This is a genomic window from Actinoplanes sp. NPDC051411 (assembly GCF_040682075.1).
Lineage (GTDB): Bacteria > Actinomycetota > Actinomycetes > Mycobacteriales > Micromonosporaceae > Actinoplanes.
Genome location: NZ_JBFBAD010000111.1, coordinates 3,998 through 20,544 on the forward strand (window position 1 = coordinate 3,998; position 16,547 = coordinate 20,544).

General features: G+C 71.6%; 16 protein-coding genes and 1 pseudogene. 2 read left to right on the plus strand and 15 right to left on the minus strand.

Features of this window, described 5'->3' with window-relative positions; all coding sequences use genetic code 11:
• From AB0M88_RS40610 to AB0M88_RS40625, 4 genes and pseudogenes are all read right to left on the minus strand, one after another.
• Window positions 1-276: pseudogene (locus AB0M88_RS40610) on the minus strand (hypothetical protein); the annotation flags it as partial.
• Window positions 277-409: 133 nt separating this feature from the next.
• Window positions 410-823, minus strand: coding sequence for a GNAT family N-acetyltransferase (locus tag AB0M88_RS40615; protein ID WP_364111279.1), 414 nt, complete (start codon window positions 821-823; stop codon window positions 410-412).
• A gap of 121 nt (window positions 824-944) precedes the next feature.
• Window positions 945-1,676, minus strand: a complete 732-nt coding sequence (locus AB0M88_RS40620) for an HAD family hydrolase (RefSeq protein WP_364111281.1) — start codon at window positions 1,674-1,676, stop codon at window positions 945-947.
• Between the two features lies 1 nt (window position 1,677).
• Window positions 1,678-2,433 carry an ROK family protein gene (locus tag AB0M88_RS40625; RefSeq protein ID WP_364111283.1) on the minus strand — a complete coding sequence of 252 codons (756 nt, stop codon included), beginning with the start codon at window positions 2,431-2,433 and terminating at the stop codon, window positions 1,678-1,680.
• A 78-nt stretch (window positions 2,434-2,511) separates the two neighbouring features.
• Here AB0M88_RS40625 and AB0M88_RS40630 point away from each other — a divergent pair, with 78 nt between their 5' ends.
• On the plus strand, window positions 2,512-3,345 hold the full coding sequence (locus AB0M88_RS40630; RefSeq protein WP_364111285.1) for a TrmH family RNA methyltransferase: 834 nt from the start codon (window positions 2,512-2,514) through the stop codon (window positions 3,343-3,345).
• Here AB0M88_RS40630 and AB0M88_RS40635 read toward each other — a convergent pair.
• On the minus strand, window positions 3,315-4,028 hold the full coding sequence (locus AB0M88_RS40635; protein WP_364111287.1) for an SDR family NAD(P)-dependent oxidoreductase: 714 nt from the start codon (window positions 4,026-4,028) through the stop codon (window positions 3,315-3,317). The genes AB0M88_RS40630 and AB0M88_RS40635 overlap by 31 nt on opposite strands.
• Window positions 4,029-4,114: 86 nt before the next feature.
• Between AB0M88_RS40635 and AB0M88_RS40640 the strand changes: the two genes are divergently transcribed.
• On the plus strand, window positions 4,115-4,945 hold the full coding sequence (locus AB0M88_RS40640) for a LysR family transcriptional regulator (RefSeq protein WP_364111289.1): 831 nt from the start codon (window positions 4,115-4,117) through the stop codon (window positions 4,943-4,945).
• A gap of 12 nt (window positions 4,946-4,957) precedes the next feature.
• On the opposite strand, the gene AB0M88_RS40645 is transcribed toward AB0M88_RS40640, so the two are convergent.
• The 10 genes from AB0M88_RS40645 to AB0M88_RS40690 all read right to left on the minus strand — a co-directional run bounded on the left by AB0M88_RS40645 (window position 4,958) and on the right by AB0M88_RS40690 (window position 16,541).
• Window positions 4,958-5,869, minus strand: a complete 912-nt coding sequence (locus AB0M88_RS40645) for a DNA-3-methyladenine glycosylase 2 family protein (RefSeq protein WP_364111291.1) — start codon at window positions 5,867-5,869, stop codon at window positions 4,958-4,960.
• 53 nt (window positions 5,870-5,922) lie between these two features.
• On the minus strand, window positions 5,923-6,717 hold the full coding sequence (locus tag AB0M88_RS40650; protein WP_364111293.1) for a phosphotransferase: 795 nt from the start codon (window positions 6,715-6,717) through the stop codon (window positions 5,923-5,925).
• A gap of 327 nt (window positions 6,718-7,044) precedes the next feature.
• Window positions 7,045-8,217, minus strand: coding sequence for a Pecanex-like protein 1 (locus tag AB0M88_RS40655; protein WP_364111295.1), 1,173 nt, complete (start codon window positions 8,215-8,217; stop codon window positions 7,045-7,047).
• A gap of 47 nt (window positions 8,218-8,264) precedes the next feature.
• On the minus strand, window positions 8,265-9,077 hold the full coding sequence (locus tag AB0M88_RS40660) for a DUF4142 domain-containing protein (RefSeq protein WP_364111297.1): 813 nt from the start codon (window positions 9,075-9,077) through the stop codon (window positions 8,265-8,267).
• Window positions 9,078-9,121: 44 nt separating this feature from the next.
• Window positions 9,122-9,790 (minus strand): hypothetical protein, encoded by a 669-nt coding sequence (locus AB0M88_RS40665; RefSeq protein WP_364111322.1) that lies wholly within the window; start codon window positions 9,788-9,790, stop codon window positions 9,122-9,124.
• Window positions 9,791-10,000: 210 nt separating this feature from the next.
• Window positions 10,001-10,786 (minus strand): zf-HC2 domain-containing protein, encoded by a 786-nt coding sequence (locus AB0M88_RS40670; protein WP_364111299.1) that lies wholly within the window; start codon window positions 10,784-10,786, stop codon window positions 10,001-10,003.
• Window positions 10,783-11,412, minus strand: a complete 630-nt coding sequence (locus AB0M88_RS40675) for a sigma-70 family RNA polymerase sigma factor (RefSeq protein WP_364111301.1) — start codon at window positions 11,410-11,412, stop codon at window positions 10,783-10,785. Before AB0M88_RS40675 ends, AB0M88_RS40670 begins: the two co-directional genes overlap by 4 nt.
• A 526-nt stretch (window positions 11,413-11,938) precedes the next feature.
• Window positions 11,939-12,910 carry a hypothetical protein gene (locus tag AB0M88_RS40680; protein ID WP_364111303.1) on the minus strand — a complete coding sequence of 324 codons (972 nt, stop codon included), beginning with the start codon at window positions 12,908-12,910 and terminating at the stop codon, window positions 11,939-11,941.
• On the minus strand, window positions 12,907-15,393 hold the full coding sequence (locus tag AB0M88_RS40685; RefSeq protein WP_364111305.1) for an SMC family ATPase: 2,487 nt from the start codon (window positions 15,391-15,393) through the stop codon (window positions 12,907-12,909). Before AB0M88_RS40685 ends, AB0M88_RS40680 begins: the two co-directional genes overlap by 4 nt.
• Window positions 15,390-16,541: an exonuclease SbcCD subunit D gene (locus AB0M88_RS40690; protein ID WP_364111307.1), complete on the minus strand. Its 1,152-nt coding sequence runs from the start codon at window positions 16,539-16,541 to the stop codon at window positions 15,390-15,392. The genes AB0M88_RS40685 and AB0M88_RS40690 overlap by 4 nt, the downstream gene beginning before the upstream one ends.
• Window positions 16,542-16,547 lie beyond the last annotated feature (6 nt).

The window sequence follows — 16,547 nt, forward strand, 5'->3', positions numbered from 1 at the left end:
CGGGCGCCGGGTTCGGGCGCCGGGTTCGGGCGCCGGGTTCGGGCGCCGGGTTCGGGCGCCGGGTTCGGGCGCCGGGTTCGGGCGCCGGGTTCGGGCGCCGGGTTCGGGCGCGTCGAGGACCGGTGCGGCGGCCACCGCGGCGGCCGTGGCGACTTCCGCGTCCGGTCGTCCGGGAACGGACAGTGTCGCGGCGAACATCGCCGGCGGGCCGCCCAGACGCGACGACCGCCGGTCGCCGGTCGCCGGTCCGGGAGGAAAGCCCAACCGCCATGTCACCCAGCCACTCCAGCCGCAAGGCGCGCAAGCTGCGATGTCCGGTGCGGGACCAGGTCGAATAGCGGCCTCGATGGCCGGCGGTCACTCAGGATTCCGGCGTTGTCAAGGGTCGGCCGGCCATCCGAATTCGGCTCTACGGTTTCCAGAGCAGTAGCTGGCGGTGGTGGGTGAAGCCGTTGCGCAGGTAGAAGTCGACCGCGCGGCGGCCGGAGTGGACGGTCACGTGTGTGAGGCCGCGGGCCCGCGCCTCAGCCAGGATCGCGGCGATCAGGGCGGTGCCGATGCCCCGGTTGCGGTGTTCCTCGCGGACCTGGACCGACTGGATGTCTCCGTATCGCCGGTCGAGCTTGCCACGGGCGGGCACCCGCTCCGCGACGTGCAACCACGCGCAGCCGACCACGGTGCTGTCGGTCTCGGCTACGAAAGGCAAGTGGGTTTCCGCGTGGGCTGACAGCCAGTCGGCATAGGCCGGGAGCTGGTCGGGTCCTATTTCTCGCAGTGCCGCGAGCGCCTCCGCGTCGGCCGCGCTGCCCCGCCGCACGATCACCGGCCGAAGTCTACGGTCGCGGTCGCACAACCGGCCGAACGCCGGGCCGGCGCGGGCCTACGGCCCGGTGTTGCAGCCGGCCCGGACCGACGAGCCGGGTTCGGATGGACGGCGCGTACATCTAAAAAGCGTGACCGAGCAACTCAGCCAAGCCGAAGCCGTCGGCGACGATGTCGTCCGGTTGGGGCCAGCGGGCCGCGTCCTCGGTGGCCGTGCGGGGCGACGGCATCAGGATGGCGCGGGCGACGTCGGCGCGGCGGGCGCAGAGGATGTCGCGGCGGCGGCTGTCGCCGACGAACCAGCAGGTGCGGGGGGAGACGGCCATGTCGTCGGTGGCGGACCAGATCATCTGGGGGTTGGGTTTGCGGACGCCCGCCTCGTCGCTGTAGATCTGCACCTGGAAGAGGTGGCCGATGCCGGCCTTGGTGAGGAAGTCGCGGTGGGCGGCGCCGGAGAGGGTGTTGCTGACGACGGCGAGCGGCACGGCGTGTGATGTGGCGAGGTCAAGGGCTTCGGCGATGCCCGGCCGGAGCGCCCAGTTGTTGCGCCAGGCCCACTCGTAGCTGAGGTTTTTGATCGCGCCGCGCACCGCCACCTGGTCGAAGGCGGGCCAGTCGGCGATCACGAAGCGTTCCCAGACCTCGGCCTGGGTCAGCTCGTCGGGCCAGTCCTCGTCGCGCCAGCGGGCCCACGCGGCCGAGCCCTCGGTGAGCGACCGCTGGATCTGGCCCGGGGTCAGCCGGCCCTTGAGCAGGTTGAAGAGGCGCAGCACGAGTTCGGGTGGGGCGGCCCGCTGGGGTGGTGCGTCGGCCAGGACACCTCCGAAGTCGAGCAGTAGTGCGCCGGGCCTCATGTCAGCGGCTCGTGCCCAGCTGCCAGGCGCGCACGCCGCCGACGATGCCGGCCGTGTTGGGCACCACCACCACGTCGTCGCCCATGCGGGACAACTGGGCCGGGGTGATCAGGCGGGAGTTGCCGCCGCCCAGGTAGAGGCGGTCCCAGAGGAAGACCGGTCGGAAGCCCTCGACCACGTTGCGGACCCGGCGCGACCAGAGGGCGTCGCCGAGGCGGCGGCGTTCGTGTTCGCCGATGTAGGTGTCGTAGGACATGCCCCAGCGGACCGGGGCCTGCGACATCTCGAGGTGCGGGGCGAGCACGCCGCCGTCGAAGAGCGCGCAGCCGAGGCCGGTGCCGAGGGTCAGCATCAGTTCGCAGCCGGCGCCGGCGACCACGCCGGCGCCGTGCACCTCGGCGTCGTTGAGCACCAGGGTGGGCAGGCCGAACGCCTCGGCCAGCGCGGTGCGCGCGTCGAAGCCGTGCCACTGCGTGACCAGTTCCTGGTCGACGCGGGTGCGGGGGCCGCTGCGGGTGATGTAGTGCGGGGTGGCCACCACGACGCCGTGCCGGAGCATGCCGGGCATGCCGACGGTGACCCGGTCGGCGGTCGGCAGGCGGCCGCCCAGCTCGACCAGCGTCTTCACGAACAGGTCGGGGGGCAGCGGATAGGGCGTGGGCACGCGCAACGGCTGCGCCCGCATCGTGCCGGCCTCGTCGAGGACCGAGCCCTTGATGCCGCCGCCGCCGCAGTCGATCGTCAGGGTGAAAGCCACGCCGCCAGTTTGCATGGGCAACACCTCCCGGCACAGCAATTGTGACCCGTGCGCAATCGGTTCGGTAAGGTCCCTGCGGTGCCGAGAGCGATGCGAGTGACGACGCGGAACGCGAGTTTCCAGCAGTGGCAGGCCCTGCTGACCAATCGGGCGAAGCGCTCACGGGCGGGCGAGTTCCTGGTGCAGGGTGTGCGGCCTCTCACACTCGCGGTCGAGCACGGATGGGACATCCGCGCCCTTATTTACCCCGATCGCCGGTCGTTATCCGCGTGGGCGCGCTCGATGCTGTCGTCGGTCGACGCGCAGCCGGTGGCGATGGACCCTTCGCTGCTCGACGAGCTGGCGGGCAAGGAGGAGGCCGAGCTGATCGGGGTCGTCGGTCTGCCGTCCACCGCGCTGGCCGATCTGCCGCCCGACCCCCACCTGCTCGTCGTCGTCTTCGATCGGCCGAGCACGCCGGGCAACATCGGCACGGTGGTGCGTTCGGCCGACGCCTTCGGCGCCTCGGCCGTCGTCGTGGCCGGGCATGCCGCCGACCCTTTCGACCCCAAGGCCGTACGCGCGAGCACCGGTTCCCTCTTCGCCCTCCCGGTGATCCGTGTCGACTCCTCCGCCGACGTGCTCGACCAGGTCGAGTCGTGGCGCTCGGGTGGCCTGCCGGTCGAGCTGGTGGCGACCGACGAGCACGGCTCGGTCGATGTCGCCGACTACGACCTGGCCGGCCCGCGGGTGCTGCTGATCGGCAACGAGACCAGTGGCCTGAGCGCGGGCTGGCGCGAGGCGGCCGACGTGACCGTGCGGATCCCGATCACCGGGGCGGCCAGCTCGCTGAACGTGGCCACCGCGGCGACGGTCGTCCTCTACGAGGCGGTGCGCCAGCGTCACCAGGGGATGCGGCCGGCGTCCTCGTAGAAGCCGCCGGTGCCTTCGATATCCGTGGCCAGCCTGATCGCGATCGCCGCGCCCTGCGACGGGGTGCGTACGCCTCGGAAGTTGTTGAGGTCGGTCGCGGTGAAGCCCGGGCACCCCAGGTTGATCTGAATGTCCGGGAGTTCCTTCGCGTATTGCACGGTGACCGCGTTGAGGAACGTCTTCGACGGGGAGTACGCGGCCGAGATCGGGCCGGTCGAACCGTCCACCGCGGACTGCCGGGTCAGCGAGCCGACGCTGCTCGACATGTTCACGATCCGGGGCCGGGCCGAGCGCCGCAGCAGCGGCAGCATGGCGTTGGTGACCCGGATGACGCCGACGACGTTGGTGTCGACCACCCGCAGCACGGTCGCCGGGTCGACCCGGGTCGGTTCCTGCGGCACGCCGCCGGTGATGGCCGCGTTGTTGACCAGTACGTCGAGCCGGCCGAACCGCTCCTCGATCAGCGCGGCCGCCGCGGTCACGCTCGCGTCGCCGGTCACGTCGAGCGGCACCCCGAACGCGTCCGCCCCGGCCGCCCGCAGCTTGGCGACGGCGGCCTCGCGGCGTTCGGCGTCCCGCGCCCCGACCCCGACCACCCAGCCGAGGGCGCCCAGGCCGGTCGCGATCTCATATCCGATCCCCTTGTTCGCGCCGGTGACCAGCGCGATCGTCGATTCGCTCATGGGTCGATCCTGTCCGCGCCGCGAGCGGCCCTCCAACACCGATTCGGTCACCACCGATACCCCGCGGGTATCGGTAACGTGGGGGGATGGAGACCCGCGAGCTGCGCTACTTCGTGGCCGTCGCCGAGGAACTGCACTTCGGCCGGGCCGCGCAGCGCCTCGGGATAGCGCAGCCGCCGCTGTCCCGGGCGATCGGCCGGCTGGAGCGGCAGCTCGGCGTCACGCTTTTCACGCGCACCAGCCGGGCGGTGTCCCTGACCGAGGCCGGTTCGGTGCTGCTGCGGGAGGGGCGGGTCGCTCTCGACGCGCTGGCCGCCGCGGAGCGCCGCACCCGGCGGGCGGCCGACGGCCGGCCCGGACTGGTGCTGGTCACCAAGGCCGGAGCCTCCGGCGAGCTACTGGCGAAGCTGCTCGACGCCTACTCGGCGGAGCCCGGCGCGGTCCCGGTCGACGTGCTGCTCTGCGGCCCGGGAGAACAGGAGCGCCTGCTTCGCGACGGGCGGGCCGACGTGGGGCTGCTGCACCGGCCGTTCGACTCGACGACCGGGTTCGACGCCGAGGAGCTGCGTACGGAAGGGCAGGTCGCCCTGCTGCCGGCCGGTCATCCGCTGGCCTCTTCCCCGCGGCTGCACATGGCCGACCTGGCCGGCCTGCCGCTCCCCCGCTGGCCCGACCGGCAGGGCCACTATCCGGACGGCCCCGGCCCGGCCGTTCGCGACAACACCCAGTTGCTGCAGCTGATCGCCCTGGACCGCGCGGTCGCCGTCCTGCCCGAGTCGGTCCGCGGCCATCTGCACGAGGGTCTCGTCACGGTGCCGGTGCCCGACGCGCCCCCGGTGACGACGGTCATCGCGTGGCCGCCGCACAGCCGCTCGCGGGCGTTGGCCCTGCTGGTGCGCACCGCGACCCGCGTCTAGAAGCCGGCTTTCTCAGAAGCGGGCGAAGGATCGGATCGGCATGCGCGGCCCGAACCTCGGGGCGCCGAGACCGCCCGCCGCCAGCAGGTCGCAGACCCGGCCCCGGTGCCCACGGAACGGTTCCAGCAGCTCCAGCATGCGCTCGTCGGTGCCGCGGGCCTCGCCGGCGAGCGCCCAGGCGACCGTGTTGGGAATGTGCAGGTCGCCCACGCTGACCGCGTCCGGATCACCGAACGCCACCCGCACCACCTCGGCCGCCGTCCACGGGCCGATGCCGGGCACCGCGACCATGCGCCGGGTCGCCTCCTCGGCGTCCGCGCACTGCTCCAGCCGGTCGGCGATCAGGGCGACCCGCAGCAGGGCCTGGGTGCGGCGCTGCTCCACCCCGAACGGGTGGAAGACCCAGTAGGGCGTCGCCGCGATCGCCGCCGGATCGGGCGGCAACATCAGCCCGTCGGCCGGGCCCGGCGCCGGCTCACCGAATTTCCGGCCGATCATCCGGTACGCGCGGTGCGCCTCCTTCCCGGTGACCTTCTGCTCGAGAATCGCGCGCAGCAGCCGCGGGAAGAGGCGGTGAGTGGCGGGGAGGCGTACGCCCTGGAACGTGCGCGCGAGCCGCGCGACCAGCGGGTGCGCCGCGGCCAGCTCGGCGAACCCGTCCAGATCGTCGCGGAGGCCGGCGATCGCGTCGGCGTGCTCGACGAGCCAGTCCCGGCCCGCGCCCCAGGCCGTGGCCGTCAGCCCGCCGGCGTCCCGGACGAGCCGCAGCGTGGCCGGGCCGTCGGGCGTGCGCGCGGCGTGCCAGAAGGTGTCGCCGTCGAGGCGGCCGCCGGGGTCGTACTTCGGGAGGAGGATCGGCCGGACGCTGGCCCCGAAGTGATAGTGCTCGGGCGCCTCGAGCCGGCGGATCACCTCGGAAGTCACCCGGGACACTCTGCCACCCGCCCGCCGCGTTGCCCACCTCGCACGTCGGCCGGTCAGTCACACACGGCGCGACGGAGCATCGTGCGGTGGCGGGCGATCCATGAGGCGCTGCGGGCCCGCCAGGTGATGGCCCAGAGGATCGGATAGCCGTTGGCGGCGACGGCGGCCGTGCTGTCGATCGTGACGCCCTCGGCGATCGCCTCGTGGCGGGCGCCGTGGATCGCGACGTCGCCGAGGCGGTCGACGAGTTCGGCCCGGGCGGCGTGCGGCAGGCCGTACCCGTCGACGATGGCCCGGGCCTGCCGGGCGCGCGTGGCCGCGTCGGGGAGCGCCTGCGTTTCCGCTATGTCGTCGTCGACGAGCTGAGCGTTCAGCCAGACGGTCTCGGCGAGTTCCCACAGCCGGTCCACCGGTCCGGCGAACTCCCAGTCGATGAACGCCTCCGCCCGCCCCGCCCGGCCGACGATGTTCCAGGGGCCGGGGTCGCAGTGGCCGAACACGATGTCGTCGCCGCCGAGGTCACGCAACCAGTTCGGCTGCCAGACCGCGCCGGAGGGCGGCGTGAAGGTGGCCGTGGCGTCGTGGAGTCCCCGCAACAGCGTTCCCACTCCGCCGGCCGCTTCGTCTGACCAGGCGTGCGGGTGGGGAGACTCACCGGGTACGAACTCGTAGCCGTCGCCGACCACCCGCGGAGCTCCGGTGAACCCGGCCTGCTCGAGATGCCGGAGCAGAGCGAACACCGCCGGCGTCCAGGGCCCGGCGGTCTTGTGGACCACGCCGTCGGACAGGACCGCGTCCGCCACCTGGGTTCCGTTTCCCCAGCTGCCGAGCTGCTCCGGAGAGGTCATCGAGTGCCCTTCGTCGGCCATCGGATCACGCGGTCAGCGCGAGATGCACGATGGCCTCGTCCGGGGCCCGCGGCAAGCGGATTTCCGTCGGCGGGCAGGCCGATGGCCCTGACCGCGCTCCCGGTCAGGGCCATCGGTTGCAAGGGCGACCGGACACCCGAGTGGTCCGAAGTCGCCCGGAGCGGGCCGCTACCGCCGTCCGTCAGGGGGAAGGACGGCACCCGGGATCCGACGGGGGGTCCCTTGCGGGACGAGGCCGTGTCGGCGGCCCCGCCCCGCGCGGGTTCGGCTCCCGGTCGAGCGGCGATGCTCCACGTCCGGTCGGTGCTAGTTGCGCACCGTGATCCGCATCGAGTCGAACGACGGCATCTGGTTCGCCCGCTGCATCATCGGGATGCGGTGCGAGCCGTCACCGGCCCACGAGGCGCACTGCGCGGTGCCCGCGGTCGGCAGGCCCGGCACCTGGATGGTGACCACGTCGGGCGTGGCACCACCCTTGCTGTCCTCGGTCGCCACGAAGAACGCGGGGACCGGCGACGGGTCGGGAGCCTCGTTGGTGTTCGGCAGCATGCGGCACGCGGTGTGGAAGTGGCCGCGCTCGATGCCGTTGTTCAGGACCGAGCTCTCGACGTAGTAGCCGCCCGCGCCGGCCGCGAGGAAGCGGTCCCGGATCAGGTTGCGGGTGCTGACCTTCAGCGTGAACGGGGTGTTCACCTTGACCGAACGCGGCGCCTCGGTGATCAGCAGCGACGGGTTGTTGGCCGCGGTGCCGACCTCACCGAACTCGGTGGAGACGCAGCGGTCGCCGTCCTGGAAGCCGGCGTGCGGCGGCAGCGTGCTGGTGTCGCAGCTGTTGGTCAGGATGCCGAGGCCGGCACCGGGCGGCGGGCTGGTGGCCGCGCCGCTGTCGGTGGGAGCCGCGGTCGGCTGGTCGGTGGCGGTGCCACCGTTGCCGTTGCCGCCACCGTTGTTACCGTCGCCGGCACTCGCGCTGGCGCTCGGGTCGGCGCTCGGGTCGCCCGCGCCGGTGCTCGCGCTCGGGTCGGCCGCGCCACCGGTGCTCGCGCTCGGGTCGGCCGCGGGCGCGGTGCTGGCGGCGCCGCCACCGCTGTTGTTCTTGCCACCACCGTTGTTCTTGCCGCCGACGTTGTTCATGACCCAGTCGCGGCAGCGCTGGCGCAGCGTGTCGACGCTCGGCACGTCGCCGGCGCCGTCATCCGCGTGCTGCGTGATCTTGCCGCCGTTGGGACCACCGTTGGTGGTGTACGTGCCCGGCTTGGTCTTCGTCGAGAGCTTCGTCTTCGGCGGTGTCGCGATGTTGTCGCACGCCGACAGGGCCTTTTTCTGCGTCTTTGTGGTGCTGGCGTTACCGACCTGGGTAACCGCGACGATTCCGCCGAACACCGCCAGGGTGGCGACCGCGGCTAGGATCCGTCGCCGGCCGGTCAACCAACTCGGCATCCTGCTCTGGGATGCGCGCCGGTACTTGGACCTTCGCATGGGTGACACCTTTCTTTGTCGCATCGATGGGGTATGGGCGGTGGGGGTTACCGCGATCGGACGATGCGCATCGTTGTGAAGACGCCGGCCACGAGTGCGGCGGCGAGAACGAGGAAGACGACGGTCTGGCTGGCGCCCGGCAGGCCACTGCTGCTGCTCTGAGCCGCCGCGACCATCTGCCCGTCCACCGGAACCGGGCCCTTACCGGCCGCGGCCGGGGCGGGAGCGGTCGGAAGTGCGCCGTAGTTGACGATGTCGCTGTCTTCCAGCAGCGTCATGTGCGTCATGACGAACTGGTTCGCCTCCTGCGCGAGCTTGCGAACGCTGTCGTTGCGCGTGCTGGCGCGGATGGTCGCGATGGCCGGGAAGATCTTGCCGTGGGCGGCCCGCAACCGGTCGATGTAGATCTGGTCGAAGGTCGACGCGTTGGCGTTGCGCATCTCGCTCAGCCAGTACTGCTGGTCGCTGTTCGGCTGGCTGGGCAGATCGATGCCGAGCTGCTTGGCGACGAGGATGTCCTCCCGGTCGAGCGCCACGTGCTGCTTGCCGATCTGCTTGCCGATGTTGACGATGCGCGGATCGTCGGACTTGGTCTGGGCCATGTTGCTGGCCGCGATCTCCCACAGGCCGGCGAGCCGCACCTTGATGACGAAGTCCTTGTCGGCGGGGCTCACCTCGCCGGTGCCCTTCTGGCTCTGGTCGTCCGGCGGGATCGGGACCCCGGCGCTGTTGGTCGGGACGATCCCCGGCCCGTCGGCGGCGTGTGCCGCCCCGGCCGGGGCAAGCAGCATTGCCAGGGACATCGCGGCAACACCGACCACCCAGCGTCGCAGAGTGCGGTGGGACCGGACCGCAGTCATTCTTTCCAACCTCCGATTGAGCTAATTCTTAAAATGCGCTTAAGTCAGTAGCTGTAATCGCTACCCGAGTCACCGCTGGCGGAGGAATCGCCCTTTGGCGGGGCGACCGGCTTGGACACGGCGGGAACACAGGTCAGGTTCTTGGCACCGTCGGGCTTGATGACGAACCACGTGCCGTTGACGTTCTGGCCCTTCCACGTACCGGCTTTCTTGTCACCGATATATGCGTAGAGCGGCCAGCCCTTCACAGTCAGTTGCTTGGTCCCGTCGGAACGGGTCACCGTGCCGACGACCTTGGAGTCGACGCCCTTGAGGGTCGGCTTCCCGTCGACGGTCAGCGCCGGCTTCCACACCTTGGCGCAGTCGCCGTCGCAGGTCGCCTTGGCCGGGCTGTTGGAGTCGTCGTCGAAGCGGTAGAGCACGTGGCCCTGCTCGTTCTCGATGACCTCGCCCATCTTGGACACCTTGGTGGCGGTCAGCTTGTGGGTGACCTGGGCGTCGCTGAGCTTGGGAACCTGGGAACCGTCGTTCGCCGCGGCGGCCGAAGTGGACGATGGTGACGCGGTCGACTCGGGTCCGGCCGTCGCCCCCGCGGAGGCGTTGGGCTGGGCCGCGGGCTCGGCCGCGTTGCCGTAGTCGGCGGCCTGGTTGTAACCGGCCGGGGCGCAGCCGGGCAATGCGAACGCGGCCGCGACGGCCGCACTCACGACCATCAACTTTCGCTTCTCCGGAACCACGGGGCCCTCCACCTGACTTAACGCTCTGGCGTTTCCGGGCTGTAGTACGAGAAGGAAGGCGGCGCGGTTGAAGAATCGGCTCAATCAGTTTTCTTAAGTTTCCTTGAACTGGCCGGACACAAAGAAAGGTCCGGCCTGAGTGGCCGGACCCTTACTCTGTGCTTTGATTTGCGCTAGGCTCGGCCTTTACGGGGCGCTCACCAGAGTCTGGCCGGAACCGTTGGCCGCGACCTCCTGCACCTGGACGTGCGCGATGTTTTCCCGCGGGGTCGCGGTGACCGCCTGGAGCAGCAGCGGCTCCGGCTGGGCGGCGGTGCCCCAGCCCTTCTCGCCGACGTTCCACGAGGCGAGCGACTCGGTCGTGCCGTCGGTGTGGACCAGGACCAGCTTGCAGGTCTTCGGGCCCTTGATGTTGGAGATGGCGAAGGAGATCTGGGTGCCCCAGTCCTTCTTCTCCAGCGCGACGTCGGCCGCCACGCCGGTGCGCGGGTCGGTCTGCTCGTAGCGCTGGCCGGACAGGTCGGGGCCGCCGATGCCCGGGCCACCGTCGGAGTTGGGCAGCGGGTCGAGCTGGCTGCTGCCCCGCTGCGCGGTCGTGTTGGCGGCCGGCTTCTGGTCGGGCGCGAACAGCTTGCCGCCCGCGAACAGCGCGCCGATCGACAGCACGGCGAAGACCACCACGGCGGCGGCCAGAGAATAGAGACGGCGCTGGTTGGCCTTGCGGCGCTCCAGCTTGACGTCGCCCATCAGGTTCTGCAGGAGGGCACCCTCGCGGTGCGACTCCTCGGCCGCGATGACCGCGTCGGCGTCGACGTCGGCCAGCAGGTCGGCGACCTGGACGAAGGACTCCAGCTCATAGGCGCAGCGCTGGCACTCGATGAGGTGGTCCTCGAAGCGGGCGGCGTCGCGGTCGTCAAGAATGCCTAACGCATATGACGCGACGTCGAAGTGTTGCTCTTCCTGCGGCATCATTCTGTCACCCCCCGCTGCTGCAAGGCCGTCCGCAGGGCCCGCAGAGCGTAGTACACGCGCGATTTGGCGGTGCCCAACGGCAGGTTGAGCACCTCCGCCGCCTCCGGAACCGTCCGGCCGCGGAAGTAGGTCTCGATCAGGATCTCGCGATGGGACTGGCTCAGCTCCCGCAGCGCGTCCGACACGGTCATCGACTGCAGAACCCGGTCGGTGTCGTCGGCCTGGCTGGGAAAACTCTCCAGTTCCCGATCGTACGTCTCCGCGGGGCGGGCGCTGGCGCTGCGGTGATCGTCGATCGCGATCCGCCGGGCGACCGTGACCAGCCACGGGCGCAGGGACTGCTGGCCCTGCGCGCCGAGCCGGTGTGCGTTACGCCAGGCCCGCAGCAGGGTCTCCTGGACGATGTCCTCCGCGCGCTGCCGGTCTCCACCGGTCAGGCGCAGCACGAACATCAGCAGGGGACCGGCGTGCTCCTCGTACAGCATCCGGACGAGGGTGTCCTCGTGACTCTTGCTGCCCGGCACGGCCTCGTGCCGGGGGGCCTGTCGCGGAATCACCGCTTCATCGTTCGCACTACGGCCTCCGTCGAGTGACTGCCACCGTCCACCGGAACGCGACTGAGTCATCAGGCGCACCCCGCCCAGCGCGAGCCCACTCTGAGCTGGCCCTGCCTCGGCCACCGCATGCATCGATACCTCCGCCCGGAGTTTTCTCCGTCGCCTGTCATACGGCCGGGGGTGCCTGCCGGGATCAACGCGGTGGGGAAAATTTCCAGGGCGGGGGTTCGCAACGGTCCTCCGGGTCTCGGGCGTGAGCCACGAGGCACGGGCACAGACAACCCATACGATCTATATGGATCGGTCTGCACCGATATGGTTATGGGGGCAGCCGAATAATACTCAGCCTCACCGGTCCCACGAAACAGCACTTTCAGCAGGGACGACGCACCGGACGTCCGGCGTAGGCGCAAAGTAGGCGCGCGCTCTCGCAGCGTTCCCCGCCGATCGCCGTGGAAGCGCTCCCAGGACCCCGTATCGGCCGTTCGGGGGAGGTCAGGGCGCTATCTGGACCCTTCGCACAACAAGTGTCCGGACTGTCGGGATAACTGAGAATGCCGCTTCCAGCAGACGGTCCCGGATCCGCGCAAAGCACTCACCGCGAGCGTGCGGTGGACAGCGTGAGCGCCCGGTGAAGCACCCGCGCGTCACCGAGCATCCCCCTCAGCCGCCGTTCGAGGCCGGCGATCGGCACGAGATTTTGCGGCGCGCGGGGGTCCTTGTATGCCGACGAGGCGAACCGCGGCAGCGTCGCGCTGGAGATGTCAGCCAGTTCGACGGCCTCGGCCGGGGTCAGGTCGGGCGAGCACTCAACCCGCACGATCCCCGACCACGGCGCCCCCGACGCGCCCGGCAGCCGCAGGTACCACGAGAAGCCGCCCCAGACCGTGCCGATGTGGAAGACCGGCGTGCGCTGGCCCGGCTTGAGCGAGGTGACGACCGGGGTCAGCCCGGCCGGCAGGTACTGCTTCTGCTGGGTCTTGACATAGCCGATCGTGCGCAGCAGGTGCCGTCGATTGCGCAGCGGGCCGTCGACGACCAGCAGATCGGCGCTGTCGGAGCCGGAGTCGCGGGCGTCCGCCGAGATGTCGATCTCGAGTTCGGTGAGCGACGGCTGCACGGCAGCCGGCAACTTGCTCGCCTCGCCGGTGCCCGAGACGCGGTGCACCTCGTAGCGGACCGAACCGGCTTGCACGTCGGAGGCGGACGGACTGGCCGTGAACAAGCCCCGGCCGACCCGCGCGGCGACCAACTCGGCCACGCCACGGGCAAGGTCGCACCGCACGACCCCGGCGGCGTAAGAGGCGGCGAGGCCCGCGTAAGAGGTGCCATCCTCCTCGGCCGTCCACAGCCCGGCGTCGTTACGCCGCACCCCGTCGACCAGGAACACGACGTCGGGCCGGGACACCGAGGGCGAGACGTCGATCGGCCCCCACTCGGCGGCCGGAACCTCGACGTCGGTGTCGGTGTCACCCTGGGCGCTGCTGCTGGAGGCAGGACCGTCCGACTCCCCCTCGAACGACGACCCGTACGACGGGTCCCAGGCGTCGACGAACATCCGCGTCACAGACCGACCCTCTCCACGTGCGCCGTACGCGCGTCCTTGTAGACCTCGAACCGCACCGGCACCCGCTCGGCCAGCGCGTTGACGTGGGTGACCACCCCGACCATCCGATCGCCGCGGGCGGCCAGGTTTTCCAGTGTCGCCGCGACCACGTCGAGGGTGGCCGCGTCGAGCGTGCCGAAACCCTCGTCGAGCACGATCGACTCGAGGCTGGCCGCGGTGGTCGACATGCCGGCCAGCTGCTCGGAGAGGGCCAGCGCGAGCGCGAGCGAGGCCTGGAACGTCTCGCCGCCGGAGAGCGTGCGGACGGCCCGGCGCAGTCCCGCGTCGTGATGGTCGATCACCGAGAACTCGCCCTTGTCGTGGATCAGGTCGTACTGCCCGCCGGTCAGCTCGCGCAGGATCCGCGAGGCACCGGCCACCAGCATGTCGAGCGCCTCCTCGAGCAGCCAGCGCTCGAAGTTGTTGGCCCGCAGGTGCCCGGCCAGCGCGCGGGCGACCCGGCTCTCACGCTGCAGCGTCATCCGCTGCTCGGTCAGTTCGCGAGCCCGCTCGCGCCGGTCGGCGAGCCGGCCGAGGGCCGCCTCGGAGCGTTCGGCGGCGACCGCGGCACCCCGGATCAGCTCGGACTCGTCGGCCGCCGGCGAGGCCACGCCGGCCGCCGTGAACAGCGCCTCGACCGCCGCGAAGGCGCCGACCGTGGCCCGGTGGGCGTCGTCGAGGGCGGCGTTGGCCCGCTCGCGCTCAGCCGACCGCTCGGCGACCTGCGACCCGGCCCAGTCGACCAGCGCCTGCCAGGCGGCGGCCAGATCATCCCGGTCGGCCGGGGGCGGCCCGAAACGGGCGACCCCGTCGCGTACGGCATCGAACTGTCGCCACGCGGAGCGCTGGCGCTCCTCGGCCCGGACCACCGCGGCCTGGGCCTTGCGCTGCGCCTCGCGGGCCGTGCGCACCGTGCCGCCGGCCTGGTCGAGCAGCTTCTGCAGCCGAGTCAGCTCGGCCAGCCGGCTCCGCAGCGCCTCGGCACCCGGCGAGTCGGCCAGCGCGGCCCGCACCTCGGCCAGCCGCGACAGGTGGTGTTCCTGCTGGCCGCGCTTGCGGTCCAGGTTGGTCTCCAGCTTGCGCGCCACCGCGTCGCGTTGCTTCCAGGCCTGTTCGGCCTGCTCGGCGGTGGCCCGCGCGGCCTTGCCCGCCGCCTCGGCGGCCTTGACCGCGGAACCCTCGGGCAGCACCGGCACGTGCTCCACCATCTGCTCGCAGACCGGACACGGCTCGCCCGCCACCAGGTGGGCGCGCACGGCGGCCGCCTTGTCGCGCTGCTGGGCTTCGGTGTAGTCGAGACGGGCCTGCTCGAGCAGCTGGCGGGCGCCCAGGTGGGTGCTGTGCGCCAGCTCCGCCGCGGCTATCGCGTCGGCGTGCTCGACCTCCGCGACCTGCACCTCGCCCGCGAACCACTCGGCCTGCTTGATCAGCCGGTCCAGCTCGACGTGCCGGTCGAGCAGCAGGCTCAGCGATCCGGCGTCGCCGGCCGCGGCCAGCTCGCCGCGAACCTTCTCCTCGGTCTCCTCGGCGCCGCGAACCGCATCCGCGGCCTCGGCGGCACTCACCCTCGCGGCCGCGGTGGCACCCGCGATCTCGGCGCTGCCCGCGGGCGTACGCACGGAAGCCAGCTGTTTCAACTCGGCGTCGATGAGGTCGCGGGCGGCCGTCGCGCCGGACTCGGTGGCCCGGGCCGCCCGCAGACCGGGGATCGCCGCCTCGACCGCCGACGCCAGCTCACGCATGCGCGCGACGTGCGCCTCGGCCGCCTCGACCGCCTCGTCGGTGGCGTCGGAGAGCCCGGCCAGGCCCTGGTCGACCATGGTCAGCTTGTCTTCGGCGCTGGTCGCCCGGCCGGTCGCCCGGGTCTGGATGTCCTCGTAGACGCGCAGTCCGAGCAGATTGATCAGAATCTGCTGGCGGGTGGCCGGCTTGGCGTGCAGGAAGTCGGCGAACTGGCCCTGCGGCAGCACCACGCAGCTGGTGAACTGCTCGTAGGGCAGGCCGACCGCGTGTTGGACCGCCTCGTCCATCTCGGCCGGGGTGCCGGCCAGCACGTCGCCGAGGTCGTCGAGGTCCATGCCGGTGTCGAGTTTGGTCACGTCGAAGCCGGGCGGCATCAGCTGCAGGCCGGCCCCGGCGGTCTTGACGTTGCCCCGGCCGTCGCGGCGCACCACCCGGGTCGCGACGTAGCGGTCGCCGGCCGACTCGAAGACCAGCCGCACCCGGGCCTCGTTGGCGCTCGGGGCGAGCGCGTTGCCGATGCCCCGGGTGCCGCCCCAGCGCGGGACGGTGCCGTAGAGGGCGAAGCAGATGGCGTCGAGCACCGTCGACTTGCCCGAGCCGGTCGGGCCGACCAGGGCGAAGTAGTCGGCGTCGGTGAAGTCGACGGTGGTCGGCTCGCGGAACACCGTGAACCCGGCCATGTCCAACCTGATTGGCCTCATGAAGTGCTGCTCACCTCGTCGTACAGCTCGTCGAAGAGCTCGCGGACGCCGTCCTGGGCATCGCCGCGGGTGTCCAGGTAGTCGCCGAAGAGCTCACGCGGGGACCGGCCGGCCCGCTGGGCCATCCGCTCGCCGGCCGGGCTGGGGATCATGTCGGGGTCGATGCGGACCTCGAGCGCGTTGGGCAGCAGCTCCTGCACGTCCTCGCGCAGGCCGACCCGCGGCGTCTCGCGCACCAGGACACGGAGCCAGGCGTCGGGAAGGTTCACCGTGGCCAGTTGTTCGAGGGTGCCCCGGACCGTCCGCAGGCTGAGCGCGGCGGTGACCGGCACGTCACGGACGCGGGCCGCCTTGTCGACGCTCACGTCCACGATGGCCACCGAGCAGACGTTCTCTTCCTCGCCGAAGTCGATCGCGAGCGGGCTGCCGCTGTAGCGCGTCGGGCAGGGCGCGATCACCTGCTGGGTCCGGTGCAGGTGGCCGAGCGCGACGTAGTGCGCGTTGCGCGGGAAGACCGTGGCCGGCACCGCGTAGCCCATCACGGTGTGGGCCTCACGCTCGCCGCCGCCGCTGCTCGCCCCGACGATCGTCAGGTGGGCGGTCAGCAGGTTGACGACACCGGGGTCGGCGAACTTCTCGCTCAGCCGCTCGATCAGCCGGGCGATGTGGTCGGCGTACGTCTGGTTGGCCTCGGCCGCGGTCAGCTCGTACATCTCGGCGGCCCGGATCGCGTAGCGCTGGGAGAGGAACGGCAGCGTCACCAGCTGCCACTTCTCGCCGCCCGCGGTGGTGCCCGAGACGACCAGGTCGGCCGGGTTGTCGCCGACCGAGCCACGCAGCTCGACGCCGGCCGCGTCGGCCCACGGGCGCAGCGCGTCGAGCGCCGGGCCGTTGTCGTGGTTGCCGCCGATCGCGACGACCCGCGCACCCGTGCGCCGCAGCGCCGACAGCGCCCTGGTCACCAGCTTGGTCGAGGCCGACGAGGGCGCCGCGGTGTCGTAGAGGTCGCCGGCCACGATCACCAGGTCGGGCTGTTCCCGGGTCGCTATCTCGATGATCTCGGCCAGGACCGCGGTGTGCTCCTTCTCGCGCGGGCGGCCCTTGAGGACCTTTCCCACGTGCCAGTCGGAGGTGTGCAAGATGCGCATCGGCGA

Excerpts from the sequence above, each read along its gene's own strand:
- AB0M88_RS40620 (WP_364111281.1), bottom strand. The coding sequence starts at position 1,676 with ATGAGGCCCGGCGCACTACTGCTCGACTTCGGAGGTGTCCTGGCCGAC.
- AB0M88_RS40635 (WP_364111287.1), bottom strand. The coding sequence starts at position 4,028 with ATGAGCGAATCGACGATCGCGCTGGTCACCGGCGCGAACAAGGGGATC.
- AB0M88_RS40640 (WP_364111289.1), top strand. The coding sequence starts at position 4,115 with ATGGAGACCCGCGAGCTGCGCTACTTCGTGGCCGTCGCCGAGGAACTG.
- AB0M88_RS40650 (WP_364111293.1), bottom strand. The coding sequence starts at position 6,717 with ATGACCTCTCCGGAGCAGCTCGGCAGCTGGGGAAACGGAACCCAGGTG.
- AB0M88_RS40655 (WP_364111295.1), bottom strand. The coding sequence starts at position 8,217 with ATGCGAAGGTCCAAGTACCGGCGCGCATCCCAGAGCAGGATGCCGAGT.
- AB0M88_RS40660 (WP_364111297.1), bottom strand. The coding sequence starts at position 9,077 with ATGACTGCGGTCCGGTCCCACCGCACTCTGCGACGCTGGGTGGTCGGT.
- AB0M88_RS40665 (WP_364111322.1), bottom strand. The coding sequence starts at position 9,790 with ATGGTCGTGAGTGCGGCCGTCGCGGCCGCGTTCGCATTGCCCGGCTGC.
- AB0M88_RS40670 (WP_364111299.1), bottom strand. The coding sequence starts at position 10,786 with ATGATGCCGCAGGAAGAGCAACACTTCGACGTCGCGTCATATGCGTTA.
- AB0M88_RS40675 (WP_364111301.1), bottom strand. The coding sequence starts at position 11,412 with ATGACTCAGTCGCGTTCCGGTGGACGGTGGCAGTCACTCGACGGAGGC.
- AB0M88_RS40685 (WP_364111305.1), bottom strand. The coding sequence starts at position 15,393 with ATGAGGCCAATCAGGTTGGACATGGCCGGGTTCACGGTGTTCCGCGAG.
- AB0M88_RS40690 (WP_364111307.1), bottom strand. The coding sequence starts at position 16,541 with ATGCGCATCTTGCACACCTCCGACTGGCACGTGGGAAAGGTCCTCAAG.